This window comes from Bradyrhizobium sp. DOA9 (assembly GCF_000617845.2).
Classification (GTDB): domain Bacteria; phylum Pseudomonadota; class Alphaproteobacteria; order Rhizobiales; family Xanthobacteraceae; genus Bradyrhizobium.
This window is the reverse complement of record NZ_DF820425.1, coordinates 6253684-6270400: the sequence shown is the minus strand read 5'-3', so window position 1 is coordinate 6270400 and position 16717 is coordinate 6253684. Positions and strand designations below refer to the sequence as shown.

Here is a 16717-nt window from a genome sequence, read left to right as displayed (position 1 = left end):
CGTTGTTGTTGTCGACCGCCGTGCTTCCGGTGTTGGTGAAGGTTGCGGTGCCGTCGGGCACGCTCGGATTGGACGACCAGTTGGCGGGATCTGTCCAATCGCTGCTGCCGCCGACCCATGTGGCGTCTACGCCGTGAGCGGCGACGACGCCCAGCGCCGTGGTGGCGAGGAGTGCCGCCAGGGAGTGGCGCACGACGGATCGCAGTCCGTGTCCGATCCGCCCACCTGCCGTCGGAGGTCCAACCATCTGAATCTTCTCAAATCAGCCAAAGAAATCATCGCTCGCATGCAACCGGGGCGCGTGGGATCCCTGCTATGATCTCATGGCGATGCAGCAGCCCGCAATGAACGGGTATCCATTTACGCAGGTTCCTGGGCGTCCCGCTGAGCATTTTTGGAGATCGTGGCGATCCGACAACATATTCGCACATTGCAACATGCAGATACGACAATGACCGGAACCGCCGAAGTTCGGTGAGACGGCGTGGGTTGATGACGCTCCGGATCGGAACTAGTTTGGCGCGGACGCCTCGCCGTCGTCGTGGCGCGGCCGGCGGTCGCAGGGGAATATCGATGTCCGGGTGGCTCAGGCCGACAGGATTGGCCGTCTTGTGCGTGGTGCTCGGCACCGCGGGAACCACGGCGGCTACCTCTTCACGCACGGATGTCCTGTCCGACGACGCCGTAGGCAGTCCCGCCGAAAGTGTCGATGTCGGAACGATCAGGCCGATCGCGCGCCCTGCGCAACAGGCGCCCGGCAAGCCCGTTCCGCGCGGCAACCCGTTGTGGTCGGTGCCGATCTCGGCGCTGACCGCGACCCAGGAACGCCCGATCTTCTCGGCCCTGCGCCGGCCGGCGCCGCGCGCGGTTGCCGCAACGCCGGCCGAAGAGGTCTATGCGCCGCCACCCAAGCCGGTCGAGGCACCGCCGCCCTTGTTGCTGGTCGGCGCCGTCGTCGGCGAGGGCGATGCCATCGCGATTCTGATCGACCGCACCGATCAGAAGGTCGTGCGGCTGCGGCAGGGCGAGTCGCTCGGCGGCTGGTCGCTGATTTCGGTGCAGCCGCGCGAAGTGACGTTCAAGCAGGGCGAACGCAGCGAGGTGTTGGCGCTGCAGCGGCTGGACGCAGCCGCTCCTGCGAACTCGCCTGCGGATGTCGGGGGCAAGCTGACGGCGCCGGGCCCGGCCGACCCGTCGTTCGCGCCGTTCGTGCCGCGTTCGACGCCGAAGAACGGCGAGTCGGATGGGCTCTGAGCGCTGGCGCGCCCGGCCAATCGCTTGACGGGAAGGACGCGGCTTGACCGACAAGCAAATTGACGTGCCGGCGCCGGCCGACGGTTCGAGCAGACCCGGCGCCGGTCGCGCCGGCCGCCTCTTGCAGGGCTGGTCCGCGAACCTGGTCCAGATGGCGCTGGGGCTGTCGCAGCAGCTACTGCTCATCCCCGCCTTCCTGCACGTCTGGACCGGGGACACACTCGCGGCCTGGCTCGCGATCTATGCGGCAGGCAGTCTCGTCGTCGTCGCGGACGCCGGATTGCAGCTTCGCGCGGTCAACCGGTTTCTCGCGTTCAAGGCCTGCGCCGATTGCGACGGCCGCACGGCGAACTTCTATTCAGCCCTGCTGAGGATCTATTTCGTCATCATCGCGGTGCTCGGTGTGCTGTTGTGCGCGGCCGTGGCCCTGGCGCGGCCGTCGGCCGTGCTCGGCTTCCAGGCGACGCCGACCTTCGATGCCGCGATGCTGGTGATGATCCTGGGCATGCTTCTGACGCTGCCCGCCAATCTCGTCTCCGGCCTCTATCGCGTGCGCGGCCGCTATGGCCGGACGGTCTGGCTGCAAAATGCCGCGCTGCTGCTCGGACAGGTCGCGCAGCTTGCGGCGCTCGCCTCGTTCGGCAGCCTGCTCGCGGTTGCGATCGCCTTCGTGTCGGCGCAGCTCCTGTTCGCGTTTCTGCTCACCGCGTTCGATGCGCCGCGGCTGTTTCCGTTCCTGCGCCGTCGCGGCAAGCCGTCCTTCGTGCCGCCGTCGCTGCGCTGGAGCGTCGGGCAGCTCGGCCGTGCAGTGCCTTTCGCGGTTGCCAACATCACCGAGCTGGCGCTCGTCAACGTCCCGGTGCTGCTCGTCTCCGCGCTGGTCACGAACCGCGTCGCGGTGGCGCAATGGGGACTGACCCGCGTGATCGCGAGCCTGGTGCGCGGCCTGTGCCTTCAGGCGGCGCTGCCGCTCGCCGCCGAGCTCGGCCACGACCATGCGATCGGCGACAAGGACCGGCTGCGCCGGCTCTACGCCCACGGCTCGGTGTTCGTGACCGGGCTTGCCTGCGTGATCGTCGCGGGCCTGCTGCCGTTCTGGCCCGACTTCTTCGCGTTGTGGACCCATGGCAGCATCCCCTACGACGCCCCGCTCACGGTGACGCTGCTGCTCGGCTCGGCGGTCGTCGCGCCGTCACTGCTGGCGTTGGCCTTTGCCAACCACAGCAATCGCGGCGACCTCCTGATCCGAACCAAGGGTCTGCAGCTCGTGGTCTTCCTGGCGCTGTCCTTCGTCCTGATCCCGCGGCTGGGGCCGCTGGGTGCCGCACTCGCGGTGGTCGCCAGCGACATTCTCGTCCAGTTCGGGCTGCTCGCGCTGATTGTGATGCGCCAGACCCTGCATCATCCGGGACGGCACGTCGCCTTCCTGATCGTCATGATCGTCGTCATCGTGGCGTCGGGCTGGCTGATCGGACAGGCGATCATCCTGCTCGTGCCCGGAAGCGGCCTTCTTCATTTCCTCGTGGAATGCGCGCTGTGGCTGGCCGCGGTCGGCACGCTCGCAAGCCCGTTGTTGAACAAGGCTCTGCGCGAGCGCTTGCGGGCGCTGATTCCGGCTTAGCTGTTGCAGCTCATCGCGCGGTCAATGCCAGACGGTGCTTCAACCGTTCCAGGTGGCGGGCGAACTCCTGGTGGCCGGCTTCGGTTTCCGCCGCAAACTGCGCCAGCCGGAAATGACCGGCCGCGCGCAGCCGCTCGCGCGTGCCGTCGGTGCTCAGAGCCACGATGGCGTCCGCAAGCGAGTGCGGATCGTCATAGTCGAACAGGAGCGCGGCGTCGCCGGCCTGGGCCTTGAAGGCCTCGGGATAGATCACCGGCGTGCCGACCGCCCAGGCTTCCAACGGGGGAAGATTGGTCGGGCCGAAATAGCTCGGCATCACCAGCGCCGCGGCGCCGCGGTAGAGCGCACCGAGCTCGCTCGACTCGACGAACCCGATGATGGAAATCCGGTCCGACAGGCCGTAGCTGCGGATCGCGGCATCGATCTTGTCGCGGCCGCCGCGATCCGATCCGCACAGCACCAGCCGTTCCGTGATCCCACGCTCGCGCAGGATCGCGAGCGCGGCCAGCAGCGTCATGTGGTTCTTGTGCGGCCAGAACTGCGCCGGATAGAACAGATAGCCGGGCTCGAGCCGGTATCTCGCCAGCACCGCCGCATCGCTGGCGGCGTCGGGCGCGGACTGGCTGACATAGGTCGAGGGCGAGAACGGGATGCACACCGCGCGCTCGCGCTCCATGGCATAGCGGCGGCTGAGATCGTCGACCAGTTCCGGCGCATTGACGATCACGATTGCCGCCTTGGTGCTGGCAAGGCCGAACAGGATCTCGCGGCGCTCGAATTCTCCGAATGTCCTGACCTCCGGAAACTCCGGCGCATCGCGATGACAGCCGTCGAAGATCGTGATGATGAAGGGCAGCTCGTAGAGCAACAGGTGCCGCTTCGAGGTCGAGGTGAAGTGCACGACGTCGATTCCGTCGCGGATCAGCGTGCGCTCGAACGTCGATTTCAGCTTCAGTGCGATCTGGACGAGATCGAACGGCCGGCAATATTTGAGGAACAGGAAGATGTGGTCGAGCGGGCCGAACTTGAGGAGGCGGGCCGCGACACCGAACTCCTTCAGGATGTCCAGCGTCTTCGGGTAGGGCGAGTACACCACGATCTCGTTGCCCGAACCGGCCGCCCAGTCGCGCAGCCAGAGCAGGTCGTTGAGCGGCTGCTGGAAGCCGCCGCCGACTTCGAGCGCTTGTTCCAGCATCACGGCGAGGCGCAATGGTCTCACGGCGTGACGCTCTTTCTGGCGATGGCATAGGCCGCCCAGCTCTTCGAGTTCGGCGGCACCTGTGTCAGCCATGCGGCGTGGGCTGCGGGCTGGAAGCCGCTCGCGGCGAGCGCGGCGTCGATTTCGAATGGAAACCAGTAGCGCATGTGGTGCGCTTCGTCGACGCGCCGGATCGTGGCGCGGTCCATGTCTTCGCAGAACAGCGTGTAGTTCACGGTGACGGTGGCGGCCTGCTCGTCGTGATCGGACTGTGCAATGCGGGTGAGCCGCAGCGGCTTCTGCTCGATCACCTTGACGCGCGTCTCGACGCCCTGCGCCAGCACGGCACTTCCGTACCAATAGTCGAAGAGGAATACGCCGCCCGGCTTCAGCGCCGCATGGGCGGTGCGGAACATGGCCGTCAGCGCATCGGGGCTGGTCTGATAGCTCGCGACATGGAACAGCGACACCACCGCGTCGAAGTCGCGCTCGGGACCTGCCTTGCGGGCATCGCCCTGCCGGAACGGAATCGACAGTCCGGCCTGATCGGCGCGTGCTTTTGCGCGCGCGATCATCTCGTGGCTGAGATCGACGCCGGCGACGTCCCACCCTCCGCGGGCGAAGGCGAGCGCATGCAGGCCGGTGCCGCAGCCGAGATCGAGCAGCTTGCCTGAGGAGACGCCATGGTCGCGCAGCCGCGCTTCGACGAACGCCGTCTCCTCGGTGTAGTCCTTGTCCTGATAAAGAAGATCATACCAGGGCGCGTAGTCGGCGAATACCGTCACGCCAGGATCTCCTCGAGCGCCTCGGCCGAACGCGCGATCTCGCCGTCGGTCAGGGCAAGCCCACTCGGCAGGTAAAAGCCGCGCCGGGCGATGTATTCCGCATTCGGATGGCTTTCGTTCAGCATCAGGCCCATCCGGCGCAGCACCGGCTGCTCGTGCATGCACCAGAAGAACGGCCGCGTCCCGATGCCCCTCTCGCCGAGGCGCCGCATCGCCTCCTTGGCGTCGAACGGAACGTCCTCGTTCAGCACGACACCGTAGACCCAGTAGATGTTGTCGGCATAGGAGGTGCGGGGAAGCGGGCGGCGGATGCGGTTGAGCCCCGCGAGATGTTCGTCGTAGAGCCGGCCGATCCGGCGCTTGATCTCGACCGTGCGCGGCAGGCGCTCGACCTGGGCGACGCCGAGCGCGGCCTGCAGGTTGGTCATGCGCGCGTTCCAGCCGAGCTCCTCGTGGACGAAGCGCTGCTGCGGCTGGAAGCAGAGATTGCGATAGGATTGCAGCCGGGCGGCGAGCGCGTCGTCGTCGGTGAGGATCATGCCGCCTTCGCCGGTCGTGACGTGCTTGTTGGGGTAGAAGCTGAAGGTCGATACGTCGCCGAAGCTGCCGCAGGGCGCGCCGCGATAGGTCTGGCCGTGCATCTCGGCGGCATCCTCGATCACCTTCAGATCGTGCTTGCGGGCGAGTGCCAGGATCGGATCGAGATCGACCGGCAAGCCGTAGATGTGGACCAGCATGATCGCGCGCGTGCGCGGCGTGACCGCAGCTTCCACGCCCGCCGCCGTCATGTTCCAGGTCGCGGGATCGCAATCGACCCCGACCGGCACGAGGCCTGCCCGCACCAGCGCGGCGGCGCAACTGATGATCGTGAAGGTCGGGATGATGACCTCGGATCCAGTCTCGAGCCCGAGCGCGTGGACCGCGATGTCGAGCCCGACCGAGCCGTTGGTGACGGCGATGCCGTGCCGCCGTCCGGCGGCCGCGGCCATCGCCTGCTCGAAGCGCTTGATGAACGGACCCTCCGACGAGATCCACCCGGTCCGGATACATTCGGCGACGTAGTCGGCCTCGTTGCCGTCGAGCAGCGGCGTGTTGACGGGTATGAAGGGGGCAGTCACAGGCCCGGACCCTTGATCCGGATTTCGGACCGGGCAGCCTCTGGAAAGCGGGTCTTGTCGTTCTCGCCGGAATAGGGCCCTTGCTTCACCTCGAACATCTCGAGCGGCTCCAGCACATGGAACCCGTGGGCGCCGCTGCACAACAGGATGATGTCGCCGGCAACGAGCACGCGGCTTTCGAGATATTCTTCCTCGACCGTGTAGAAGTCGACCTGGAGCTTGCCCTTCTGGATCAGGAGGACCTCCTGGGTGTAGTGCACCTCCCGCGTCACCTTGTTGTGGCGATGGGGCTCGATGGTCTTGCCTTGCGGATGGCTCATGAAGGCGAGCTGCTGCGACAGCTCGGGCGTCGAAAAGAAGTGGATGCCGGGCTCGCGAAACGAGGCTCGCACGATGATCGCGTAGAGCTGGTCGCCGAATCGAACATGTTCGACGTGTTGCATCGTGGGCCTCGAAAAAATCGCTGCAATTTGAGTGAGATAGCGGTCCCGCTGAACACTTTGGCCATTTTGGCCGGGACCGTCAAGGGTGCGCGGAAGGTCACGATTGCTGCGCCCGGCGGCGGCAATTCAGCCGAGATGAGCGAGGATCTCCTCGGCACGCCGGCGGAAACTATGCGCGGCAAACGTCCTCGCTTGTCCCGCCTTCGCAATGGAACGGCGCGCCGCGTCATCAGCGAGATACCGGTCGATCATAGCGATGCAGTCCTCGACGTTGCGCCACGCGACGACCTCACGCTCCGGGGCAAACAGTGTGTGGAGATTGTCCTTGAAGTCGGTGAGCAGGAATGCACCGACGCCGGTTGCTTCGAACAGACGCGCATTGCCGGCCTCGCGGCCAGCCATGTCGATGTGCGAGTTGAGGGTGATGCGCGAGGAGCGGAGCGCCTGATACATCTCCACCCCCCACACCTCGCCCTGATAGCAGCGATGCAGCGGCGAGGAGGCGGGGAGGGAATGCAGGCCGCTGCCGAACAGTTTGAGATCGTAGCGCCGCGCCACCGCCTCGAGCTGCGCCACGCGCAGCTGGTGATCCGCCGATACAGCTCCGACGAAAGTGACGTCGAATTCCTGCGCGGGCGGCGGAGGCAGGACGTCGAGGATATCAGGCTCGAAGGCGAGATGGACCACTTCGCTACGCGCTCCGTGGGCGCGGAAGAAGTCCACCACCGCAGCCATCTGCGAGATCATGAGGTCGTAGACCGACCAGTCCTCGCCGCGTGAGGGCGAGATGCCGACTTGGCCGACCAGGGTCGGGCGGCCGATCCCTTTGATCCGGCGCGCGAGGCGTGTGTCGACGTGAAACAGATCCTGGTTGAGCACGAGATCGGGCTTGAAGTCCTCGACCTGCGCCAGCAGGATCTTTTCCGCTTCGGCGTCGAGGCGCGGGCTGAGGCCGATCTTGCGAGCGAGCGGCCGCAGCATCGGCTTGAACGGCGCGACTGCACGTTGCAGCCAGCCGGGCACGGCATCGCGCGCCGCCGGTGCTCCGGGCGGCGGCGGTTCGCTGACGGCAAGTCCATGCTCGCGTGCCCAGGCTGTCCGCATCCACGGATTGTTGACGTGGACGTCGGCGGCGACGTGGCCAAGTCCGGCGAAATTGCGCGAGTAGAAGTCGGCGACGCCGAACAGGCTGGCGTTCCGTGCCGCCATTTGCGCCGCGTAGGTTTCGGTCTCGAGGCCGGGCCGCCGCCGGTAGAGCCAGGAGAGGAAGCGTGGATAGTCGGCGTTGAGGATCAGGATGCGCACGGTGTCACGGCTCGCGTTCGAACAGGCTGCGGGGCATCACGTACCAGAGCAGGAACAGGATGGCGGTGCCATGGGTGAGAATGGCGACCGAGAGCGGCACGTTGAGCAGGATGTGCGGCAGGATGCCCGATGACATCAGGACGAAGCGGGGCGGAAGCCCCGCGGAGGCGCGGTTGCCGAGCGCAAGCACGAAGCCTGCCGCAAGCGCGGTCAGCGGTGCAAGCCAGGGGCCGACGGACGCAATACCCTCGGTCGCAAACAGCGACGCATTCACATTGCCGAAATCATAGGTGTTCTGCATCACCACCGCGAGTGGCTCTGCGTAAGGGCAATGCATCAGCGGCTTGAGAACGGAGATCTGGCAGAACCAGGTCAGCGGGTGATTGGCGAAGAAATCATTGTAGAGCTGGAGCGCGCCCGATGCCGTCGCCATCATCCTGATGTTGACGATGTCGAAATACCTGCCTGGAATGCTTCGCAGGCTTGCCTCCGTCACCCAGATCACGAGCAGGCCGAGCAGCATCGGGACGAAGATCGAGGCGATGACCGATGCTCTCGCCTCCAAGAGCCGCGACAGCACGACCAGCGCGATCAACCAGGCCGGCGTGAAGAACGCGAACTTCGTCAGCGTGATGGGATAGAACAGCAGGAGCAGGACCAGGACCAGTCCTGCGCGCCAGCGATGGCCGAGCAGCCAGTAGCCGGCAAAGGCAAACGGCAGCAGCGCGCTGGAAACCCATCCGATGAGATACCGCAGCGCTCCTGGAAAATCGAGCGTGTCGCGGTAGTCATAGATGTTCGCGATCGAGACCAGGCGGAAATTATAGGTCGAGGCGACGGCGATGGTGGCGATGGAGAGCAGGAGGATGAGCGTCAGCAGATGCTCGAAGCGGGCATTGGACATGGGCGCGAACTGCCGCAACGGCGTCCGGATATACAACATGGGTATCAGGAAGAGCACCAGCGCCAGGGCAGCGGAAACGCCGGCAAGCAATCGCGGGTAGTCATAGTCGGAGAAAACGTCGATCCACAGGAAGCCCAGGATCATCGTGTAGAAGTAGAATCCGACGAAATAGCCGAAGCAGAAGCGGGCAGAGACGAACAGCAGCGAGACGGTGGAGAATCCAATCGCGACGATGACCGCGATCCACAAGCGCCTCGGGTTGAAGTCGATGGAGAGCTGGAAGGTCGCGACCTCGATCAGCGACAGGCATGTGACGGCGCTGTGCAGCAGCACCAGCGTCCTCAGCCCGCCCCTCGAGTCCAGGTAGGCGCGGACATCGCTGATGATACCTGGCGGTGCGCTCATTGCCGAAGCTTGCTGCGGACGCTGAAGGGGGCGAGCGGATCAGGCGATTTCGAGCGAGTGCTTGAAGTAGGCGATCGTCTCCTTCAGCCCGTCTTCGAGCGCAACCTTCGGCTCCCAGTTCAGCATGGCCTTCGCCTTGGCGAGGTCGGGCTGGCGCTGACGCGGGTCGTCCTGTGGCAGCGGCTTGAACTCGAGCTTGGAGCGCGAGCCGGTGAGCTCGATGACCTTCTCGGCGAGCTCGCGGATGGTGAACTCGGAATTGTTGCCGAGATTGATCGGGCCGGTGACGTCTTCCGCAGTCACCATCAACCGCATGATGGCCTCGACGAGGTCGTCGACATAACAGAACGAGCGGGTCTGGCCGCCGTCGCCAAACACGGTGATCGGCTCGCCCTTCAGCGCCTGGACGATGAAGGACGACACCACGCGACCGTCATTCGGCTGCATGCGCGGGCCGTAGGTGTTGAAGATGCGCGCGACCTTGATCGGCAGGCCGTGCTGGCGCCAATAGTCGAAGAACAACGTCTCGGCGCAGCGCTTGCCCTCGTCGTAGCAGGAACGGATGCCGATCGGGTTGACGTTGCCCCAGTAATCCTCGGTCTGCGGATGGATCAGCGGGTCGCCATAGACCTCGCTGGTCGAAGCCTGGAAGATGCGCGCCTTGAGCCGCTTGGCGAGCCCCAGCATGTTGATGGCGCCGTGCACCGAGGTCTTGGTGGTCTGCACGGGATCGCGCTGGTAGTGGATCGGGGAGGCCGGACAGGCGAGGTTGAAGATCGCGTCGACCTCGATGTAGAGCGGGAAGGTGACGTCGTGCCGGACCGCCTCGAACAGCGGATTTGCGATCAGATGGGCGATGTTGCGCCGGCTGCCGGTGAAATAATTGTCCGCGGACACCACCTCTGCGCCGGCATCCAGCAGCCGCTCGCACAAATGCGATCCGATGAACCCGGCGCCTCCGGTCACGAGGATGCGGCTGTTCCTGTAGTTTTCAAACGGCATGATCGGTTCCAGCGGGAGTGTCGGGAGGCTCGTCCGGATGCGGCCGGCAGAGTGGTATCGGCTATGGGCAGAATCGCCAATAGCTTTGCGCTAAGGTAGTAAAATACCTATAGCTCGACAGCTGCGCGGACGAAGATTTTCCAGCTCGCGCCACTTCGTATAGAAGCCGTCTGAAATGCGCGGGAGGCGTGCCCCGTTCGGAGCAGGTGAATGAAAGTCGTAATTCTAGCGGGAGGCCTGGGCACCCGAATCGCGGAGGAGACCAGCACCCGGCCGAAGCCGATGGTGGAGATCGGCGGGCGCCCGATTCTTTGGCACATCATGAAGATCTACAGCCACTACGGCTTCAACGACTTCGTGATCTGCCTTGGCTACAAGGGCTACATGATCAAGGAGTATTTCGCGAATTACTTCCTGCACATGTCCGACGTGACGTTTCATCTGGCCGAGAACCGGATGGACGTGCATCGCGAAACCGCCGAACCATGGCGCGTCACGCTGGTGGATACCGGCGAGGACACCCAGACCGGCGGCCGGCTGAAGCGGGTGTTGCCTTATGTCGCGGACGAGCCCTTCTTCGCATTGACCTATGGCGACGGTGTCGCCGATATCGACCTGGCCGCCGAGATCGCGTTCCACAAGGCCCACGGGCGGCGCGCCACCGTTTCGGTGGTGCGGCCGGCCAAGCGGTTCGGCGCGATCGCGATCGAGGGCGACCGGGTCGTCAATTTCGAGGAAAAGCCCAATGACGACGGTGGCTGGATCAATGGCGGTTTCTTTTTATTGTCCCCGTCGGTCGGCGAGCTGATCGCAGGCGACAGCACGATTTGGGAGCGCGAGCCGATGGAGCAGCTCGTGCGCGGCGACGATCTGCGCGCCTATGTGCATCCGGGCTTCTGGCATCCGATGGATTCGCTGCGCGATCGCAATTTTCTCGAGGGTGAGTGGGCGGGTAACCGCGCCAAGTGGAGGATCTGGTGACGGATCCGGCATTCTGGCGCGGCAAAAAGGTCTTTCTCACCGGCCATACCGGCTTCAAGGGCGCGTGGGCCTCGCTGCTGCTGCGCCGTCTCGGAGCTGACGTCTACGGCTATGCGCTGCCGCCGACACACCAGTATGCGCTGTTCGTCAAGGCGCGCATCGCCGAAGACATCAAGAACCGCCTCGCCGATATTCGCGATCTCCCGACCTTGCGCGCTGCGATGGCGGAGGCCGAGCCCGACATCGTCATCCACATGGCGGCGCAAGCGCTGGTGCGGCCCTCTTACGAGGAGCCGGTCGAGACCTTTGCGACCAACGTGATGGGCACGGTGCATGTGCTGGAGGCGGCACGGCATCTGCGATCGGTGCAGGTGATCCTGAACGTCACCAGCGACAAGTGTTACGAGAATAACGGCATGGGTGCCGCCTTCGGCGAGGGCGACCGGCTCGGCGGCGACGATCCCTACAGCAACAGCAAGGCCTGCGCCGAGCTCGTCACGCATTCCTACCGTCACAGCTTCTTCAACGAGAGAGGCGCGGCGCGCGTTGCGACCGCGCGCGCCGGCAACGTGTTCGGTGGCGGCGACTGGGCGCGCGACCGCCTGGTGCCCGATGCAATGCAGGCGTTTCTGGCGGGCGAGGCGCTCCGCATCCGCAATCCCAATTCGGTGCGGCCCTGGCAGCACGCGCTCGATCCCGTACTCGGCTATCTCTCCCTGGTCGAGCGGCTGGCGAGCGATGAACGTTTCGTCGGCGGTTGGAATTTCGGACCAGATACCGCAAGCGAGGTGCCGGTCGGGACGGTGGTCGATCATCTGATCGCGCTGTGGGGTGACGGCGCGCGGTGGACGGCAGACGCCGGCCCGCATCCGCACGAAGCCGCCTATCTCAGGCTGGACTGCGCGAAGGCAAGGAGCGAGCTCGGCTGGACGCCGCGGCTCGATCTGACCGAGGGGCTTCGTCTCACCGTCGACTGGTACAAGGCGCTACGCCAGGGGCGCGACCTCCGCAAGTTCTCGCTCGATCAGCTCGATCAGGTCGCTGGCAGCATGTGAGCCCGATCAGCGCGGCAGATCGAGGATCCCGGCGATGCGATCCTGGGCCGACACCGCGTGCGTCAGATGCGCGCCCGACAAGACCGCCAGATAGGATTTGAGCAGGACGACGAGCACGAGGATGGCGCGCTCGACGTCGTGCGACAGGCCGGTTCGGCCGAAGGCAGCCGTTTGCAGGTACGGCCGGTTCTCCATGAACGTAAGCCAGTAGAGATAGTCGTACCCGGCGATCCCGCGGAACGCGTCTTCCCAATCGATTGCGCGCGGTGTGGTCCCCTGGAGCATGATGTTCCTGGGACCGAAATCGCCGTGACAAAGCGCTTCAGGCAGGTGGGGAAGACGATCTCCGAGCAGCACGATCAGTCGGCGCACCTCGGCGGCGCTGGCCCGCTCCAGCAGACCGCGGTCCGACAGCGTTTTCAGGGCCTGTTCAGCAGATGCAAGATATCGCTCGAACGAGGCAAGGTGATCCGGCCGCCAATCCTTGAGCCGCTCGGCAAACGCAGCCGCCATCGCGGCGGCATCAGCGGGCGGAATCGGGGCGGGCACCGGTACGAGCAGGGGCATCATCAGGCAGAGCCGCGTCGTCCCATCCTCGAGCGGGACTTCGCAGCGGTCGAGCACGATCGTGCTGCCGTAGAGCTGCTGGAGGATGTCGGCTTCCTTGGCGAGGCTGGCGCGCGCGCTCGCATCCGGGAGATGGGCCTTCAGAAAGCGCCTCTCGCCAGAGACATCCGCTTCATAGCAGGCGCCGAGCGTGCCGCCGGGCGCCGGCGTGACGGTGACGTCGTGGCCGAAGGATTGCAGATACCCCCGGAGCGCGGGCAGCAGGCGCGCACGATCGGCGGCAATGTCGGGGCGGTCGTCGGTTTCGAAGAACGCGATCTTACTCAGCACGATAGAGCGGGCTCAAGTAGTCGATCCGGTCGTAGCCGAAATGACGGGCGAGCGCCGCGGTGCCCTGCGCGATCTGCTTGCGCTCCTCGTCCGAGAGCTCCTCGATGACGGCCCGGTTGTAGTCCTTGGTGCTCTTGAGCACGGTGCCCCAGGGCGCGATGGAGTCCTTGATCTCGAGGCCGTTCCAGCTCGGGTAGAGCATGGTGTCGGCGAAAGGCACGCCGATGAAGGCGGCGGCCTCGGTCATGAACTTGCGCCTGTCCTCGACGAGATCCTCGTAGCGGAAGATGCGTACGTTGTTCGGATACATCCTGGCGAACATCTCGACGGTGGAGTGATAGATGTTCCAGGTGATCAGGTATTTCGTCAGCGGCTGCGGGAACGGGCGGCGCTTGGTGTCGCGATAGGCCGAGAACGGATTGCGCACGATGTGCAGGATGCGGATGTCGGGGAAATCGCGCACCATGCGGTCTGCGTCGATGCCGATGGCGGGCGAATAACCGACGTGGACCATGCCCGGGCGCGGCTTGGTGTAATAGTTCTCCCAGGCCGCGAAGGTCGCCCGGAAGAAAGCCTCGATCACCTTGCGGCGGAAGATTGGCGGCTGGCCGACGATCCGGGCGAACTCGGCGACGCGCTTCTTCTCGTCCATCACGCAGTCCGCATCGCGGAACTTGGAGCCGTTGCGCTTGCGCAGGAAGGTCTTCAACTCCTCGTCGATCATCTGCTCGTAGAGCTCGATCGCCGTCAGCCCTTCCGGAAATTCGGGATAGCGGTATTGGACACGCTCGACCGAAGCCAGGAAGTCGTTGAAGTTCCGGTTTCCGAGCTGCGACTCGAAGGGGTAAACGAGCAGGTCGGGATGGCCGTCGAAGTGGCGATGGGTGACGTTCCCGCCGTGCTCGAAGCCCGCGGAAACCATGGCCAGCCTGAAATCGCTCATGCACCTACCCCTGTGTCGTCGAACTTCAATCCTGGCCCCCGTTTAGCTGCGTGGGCCGGATAATCAAGTCGGATCGGTCTCACGGGCCTGGAGCGCGGCTCCTGGCCCCCGGTGAACCTTCCGCTCCCCGGCATTGACGGGCCCCGGTCGCTGATCTACCCGGGGCGCATGCGTATTTTCGTGACCGGCGCGAGCGGTTTTCTGGGCTCCTATCTCGTTGCGGACCTCGTCGCGCGGGGGCACGAGGTCGCCGTACTGCTGCGGCCGGCAGGTGCCGCCTGGCGCCTGAGGGACGTGCATGACCGTCTGCACGTGATTCCCGGCGCTTTGGAGCATCTGGACGGGCTGCGCGGGGCGCTGACCGCCTTCGCCCCGGAGGCTGTCGTGCACATGGCCTGGCGCGGCGTCGCAGGTAGCGAGCGCAACAGCCCGGTTCAGGCCGTCAATGTGGCTGATACGGTGGGCCTTGCCGAACTCGCAGCCGAGGCGGGTGCCAGGATTTTCGTGGGGGCCGGCTCGCAGGCGGAATATGGACCCTACGACCGCGCTATCCGGGAGGATGACGCGCCGCGGCCGACGACGTTGTACGGCATGGCCAAACTCGCGGCCGGATCGATGGCGGTGCGCCTGTGCGAGCAGCGCGGGCTGCGCGCAGCCTGGCTCAGGATCTTCTCGACCTACGGCCCGAAGGACGCCGACCACTGGCTGATCCCGAGCATGATCCGGAACTTGCGCTCCGGACAGCACATGGCTCTGACGGCTTGCGAGCAACGCTGGGGGTTCTTGCACGCGCGTGATGCTGCGAGCGCTTTCCGCCTGGCGATCATGCATGACGCGGCGAGCGGCATCCTCAACGTCGGCAGCGCGGAGGCGCCGCCGCTACGCGAGACCGTGACGCGGCTGCGCGATCTCATCGATCCCGGCGCTGCGCTCGGCTTCGGAGAGTTGGCCTATCGGCCCGATCAGGTTATGGTCCTGGCTGCGGACGTTTCGCGCATGCTCGCCCTGGGCTGGAACCCCGAAGTGCCACTGGATGAGGGACTACGCGAGACGGTAGACTGGCATGACGCGACCAAATCTTCCTGAGCCGAAAGAATTCGCGCGACGGATCCGTGCGCACGCCTTGCGCATGGTGCATGCCGCGAAGGCTTCGCACATCGGCGGCTGCCTCTCGATGGCGGACATCCTGGCAGTGCTCTATACTCGGATCCTGCGCATCGATCCTGCCGAGCCGCAAAGCCCAAGCCGCGATCGCTTCGTGCTCAGCAAGGGCCACGCCACGGCGATCATGTACGCAACGCTCGCCGAATGCGGCTTCTTCTCCCTGGCCGAGCTCGACACTTATTGCCGTGACGGTTCGATCTTCACTGGACACGTCAGCCATGCCGTCCCCGGCGTCGAGGTTTCGACCGGCTCGCTCGGCCATGGCCTGCCGATCGCAATCGGGATGGCGCTCGCGGCGCGCTCCACAGGAGCCGGCAGCCGCGTGTTCTGCCTGCTCAGCGACGGCGAATGCGACGAGGGCTCGAACTGGGAGGGCATCCTGTTTGCGCCCCATCACAAGCTCGACAATCTCTGTGTCGTCGTCGACTTCAACAAGATCCAGAGCTTTGGCTCGGTTGCCGAAGTGCTCAACCTCGATCCGTTCGCCGAGAAATGGAAGGCGTTCGGTTGGCAGGTCGAGGAGATCGACGGTCACGACCTCGCCGCGCTCGAGCGTGTCCTCGGTGCTGCGCCGGCGGCATCCGGCCGACCTACCGTCGTGATCGCTCACACCGTGAAGGGCAAGGGCGTGAGCTTCATGGAGAACAAGCTCGAATGGCATTACCGCTCGCCTTCGGATGAGCTGCTCGCCCGGGCGCTGGCCGAGGTCGGCGCATGAGGACGACCTTCATCGAGAGCCTGTCGCAGGCCGCAAGCGAAAATCCCGACATCTGGCTGCTTTGCGGCGATCTCGGCTACTCCGTGCTGGAGCCGTTCGCGGCGAAGTTTCCCGATCGCTATCTCAACGTCGGTGTTGCCGAGCAGAACATGGCGGGGATCGCCGCCGGCATCGCGCTGTCGGGCAAGACGGTCTTCATCTATTCGATCGGCAACTTCCCGACCTTGCGCTGTCTCGAGCAACTGCGCAACGACGTCTGCTATCACGGCGCCGACGTCAAGGTCGTGGCGGTCGGCGCCGGCTACGCCTATGGCAGCCAGGGCTACACCCACCACGCGCTCGAGGATGCAGGCATCATGTCGATGCTGCCAGGCATCGAAGTGTTCGTGCCCTGCGATCCCATGGAGGTGCGCGCCGCGACGCGTCTGATCGCGACAAGCGGCAAGCCCTCCTACTTGCGGCTCAGCCGGGCAGGGGAGCCGAACCTCGGCGCTGCCGTAACCGACCTGCGCAAGCCGCGCCTGCTGCGCCCAGGGCGAGAGATCGTCATCCTCGCGTCCGGACCGATCGCCTCGCGCGCGCTGGAGGCCGCCGGCGAGCTCGCCGGACGCGGCAAGGACGTCGGTGTGGTCAGCGTCTCCTGCCTGAAACCGCTCGACGAGGCCGCGATCCGGGACGCCGTACGTGACGCTGCGCTCATCGTGACGCTCGAAGAGCATATCTTGCGCGGCGGCCTGTTCAGCCTGGTGGCGGCCGCATTTGCCGGCGATACGCAGCGGCCGCCGATTGTCGGCATCGGCATTCCCGAGCAGGGCGGCAAGACCTCGAGCGCGGGTTCGCGAGAGGCATTGCTTGATGCCGCGGGCCTCTCGGCCGCGGCGATCGTCGCGCGGATCGAGCAATCGCTGGCGAAGCGTTGACGCA

The 16717-nt window shown here is 65.4% G+C and carries 16 protein-coding genes; 7 read left to right on the top strand and 9 right to left on the bottom strand.

The features are described 5' to 3' along the window. Positions 1-573: 573 nt before the first annotated feature. Positions 574-1254, top strand: coding sequence for a hypothetical protein (locus BDOA9_RS29550; RefSeq protein WP_025037555.1), 681 nt, complete (start codon positions 574-576; stop codon positions 1252-1254). Between the two features lie 43 nt (positions 1255-1297). Next, positions 1298-2875: a hypothetical protein gene (locus tag BDOA9_RS29545; RefSeq protein WP_025037554.1), complete on the top strand. Its 1578-nt coding sequence runs from the start codon at positions 1298-1300 to the stop codon at positions 2873-2875. A 10-nt stretch (positions 2876-2885) separates the two neighbouring features. Here the strand turns inward: BDOA9_RS29545 and BDOA9_RS29540 are convergent, their stop codons facing one another. From BDOA9_RS29540 to BDOA9_RS29510, 7 genes are all read right to left on the bottom strand, one after another. Continuing rightward, positions 2886-4094, bottom strand: coding sequence for a glycosyltransferase family 4 protein (locus BDOA9_RS29540; RefSeq protein ID WP_025037553.1), 1209 nt, complete (start codon positions 4092-4094; stop codon positions 2886-2888). Then, a complete protein-coding gene (locus tag BDOA9_RS29535) occupies positions 4091-4858 on the bottom strand; it encodes a class I SAM-dependent DNA methyltransferase (RefSeq protein WP_025037552.1) in 768 nt (255 codons plus the stop codon). The genes BDOA9_RS29540 and BDOA9_RS29535 overlap by 4 nt, the downstream gene beginning before the upstream one ends. Further along, positions 4855-5976: a DegT/DnrJ/EryC1/StrS family aminotransferase gene (locus BDOA9_RS29530; RefSeq protein WP_025037551.1), complete on the bottom strand. Its 1122-nt coding sequence runs from the start codon at positions 5974-5976 to the stop codon at positions 4855-4857. The genes BDOA9_RS29535 and BDOA9_RS29530 overlap by 4 nt, the downstream gene beginning before the upstream one ends. Next, entirely contained in the window at positions 5973-6419 is a 447-nt protein-coding gene (locus BDOA9_RS29525) for a hypothetical protein (RefSeq protein ID WP_025037550.1), read from the bottom strand. Before BDOA9_RS29525 ends, BDOA9_RS29530 begins: the two co-directional genes overlap by 4 nt. 126 nt (positions 6420-6545) lie before the next feature. Further along, positions 6546-7724 carry a CgeB family protein gene (locus BDOA9_RS29520; protein WP_025037549.1) on the bottom strand — a complete coding sequence of 393 codons (1179 nt, stop codon included), beginning with the start codon at positions 7722-7724 and terminating at the stop codon, positions 6546-6548. A gap of 4 nt (positions 7725-7728) precedes the next feature. Beyond that, the gene (locus tag BDOA9_RS29515; protein WP_025037548.1) at positions 7729-9033 is read right to left on the bottom strand and encodes a hypothetical protein; all 1305 of its coding nucleotides are present in this window, start codon (positions 9031-9033) and stop codon (positions 7729-7731) included. 39 nt (positions 9034-9072) lie between these two features. Then, on the bottom strand, positions 9073-10035 hold the full coding sequence (locus BDOA9_RS29510) for a UDP-glucuronic acid decarboxylase family protein (RefSeq protein WP_025037547.1): 963 nt from the start codon (positions 10033-10035) through the stop codon (positions 9073-9075). Positions 10036-10245: 210 nt separating this feature from the next. Between BDOA9_RS29510 and rfbF the strand changes: the two genes are divergently transcribed. Next, a complete protein-coding gene (gene rfbF, locus BDOA9_RS29505; protein ID WP_025037546.1) occupies positions 10246-11016 on the top strand; it encodes a glucose-1-phosphate cytidylyltransferase in 771 nt (256 codons plus the stop codon). After that, on the top strand, positions 11013-12071 hold the full coding sequence (gene rfbG, locus BDOA9_RS29500; RefSeq protein ID WP_025037545.1) for a CDP-glucose 4,6-dehydratase: 1059 nt from the start codon (positions 11013-11015) through the stop codon (positions 12069-12071). The genes rfbF and rfbG overlap by 4 nt, the downstream gene beginning before the upstream one ends. Before the next feature lie 6 nt (positions 12072-12077). Here rfbG and BDOA9_RS29495 read toward each other — a convergent pair whose 3' ends face one another. Further along, positions 12078-12968, bottom strand: coding sequence for a phosphotransferase (locus BDOA9_RS29495; protein ID WP_025038289.1), 891 nt, complete (start codon positions 12966-12968; stop codon positions 12078-12080). Further along, complete coding sequence (locus tag BDOA9_RS29490; protein WP_025037544.1) at positions 12958-13911, bottom strand: sulfotransferase family protein; 954 nt, start codon at positions 13909-13911, stop codon at positions 12958-12960. Before BDOA9_RS29490 ends, BDOA9_RS29495 begins: the two co-directional genes overlap by 11 nt. 168 nt (positions 13912-14079) lie before the next feature. On the opposite strand from BDOA9_RS29490, the gene BDOA9_RS29485 reads away from it, so the two are divergent. From BDOA9_RS29485 to BDOA9_RS29475, 3 genes are read left to right on the top strand one after another with little or no spacing between them, the layout of a single operon-like run. After that, positions 14080-14997 carry an NAD-dependent epimerase/dehydratase family protein gene (locus tag BDOA9_RS29485; protein ID WP_025037543.1) on the top strand — a complete coding sequence of 306 codons (918 nt, stop codon included), beginning with the start codon at positions 14080-14082 and terminating at the stop codon, positions 14995-14997. Then, a complete protein-coding gene (locus BDOA9_RS29480) occupies positions 14975-15793 on the top strand; it encodes a transketolase (RefSeq protein WP_025037542.1) in 819 nt (272 codons plus the stop codon). Before BDOA9_RS29485 ends, BDOA9_RS29480 begins: the two co-directional genes overlap by 23 nt. After that, positions 15790-16713: a transketolase family protein gene (locus BDOA9_RS29475; protein WP_025037541.1), complete on the top strand. Its 924-nt coding sequence runs from the start codon at positions 15790-15792 to the stop codon at positions 16711-16713. The genes BDOA9_RS29480 and BDOA9_RS29475 overlap by 4 nt, the downstream gene beginning before the upstream one ends. Positions 16714-16717 lie beyond the last annotated feature (4 nt).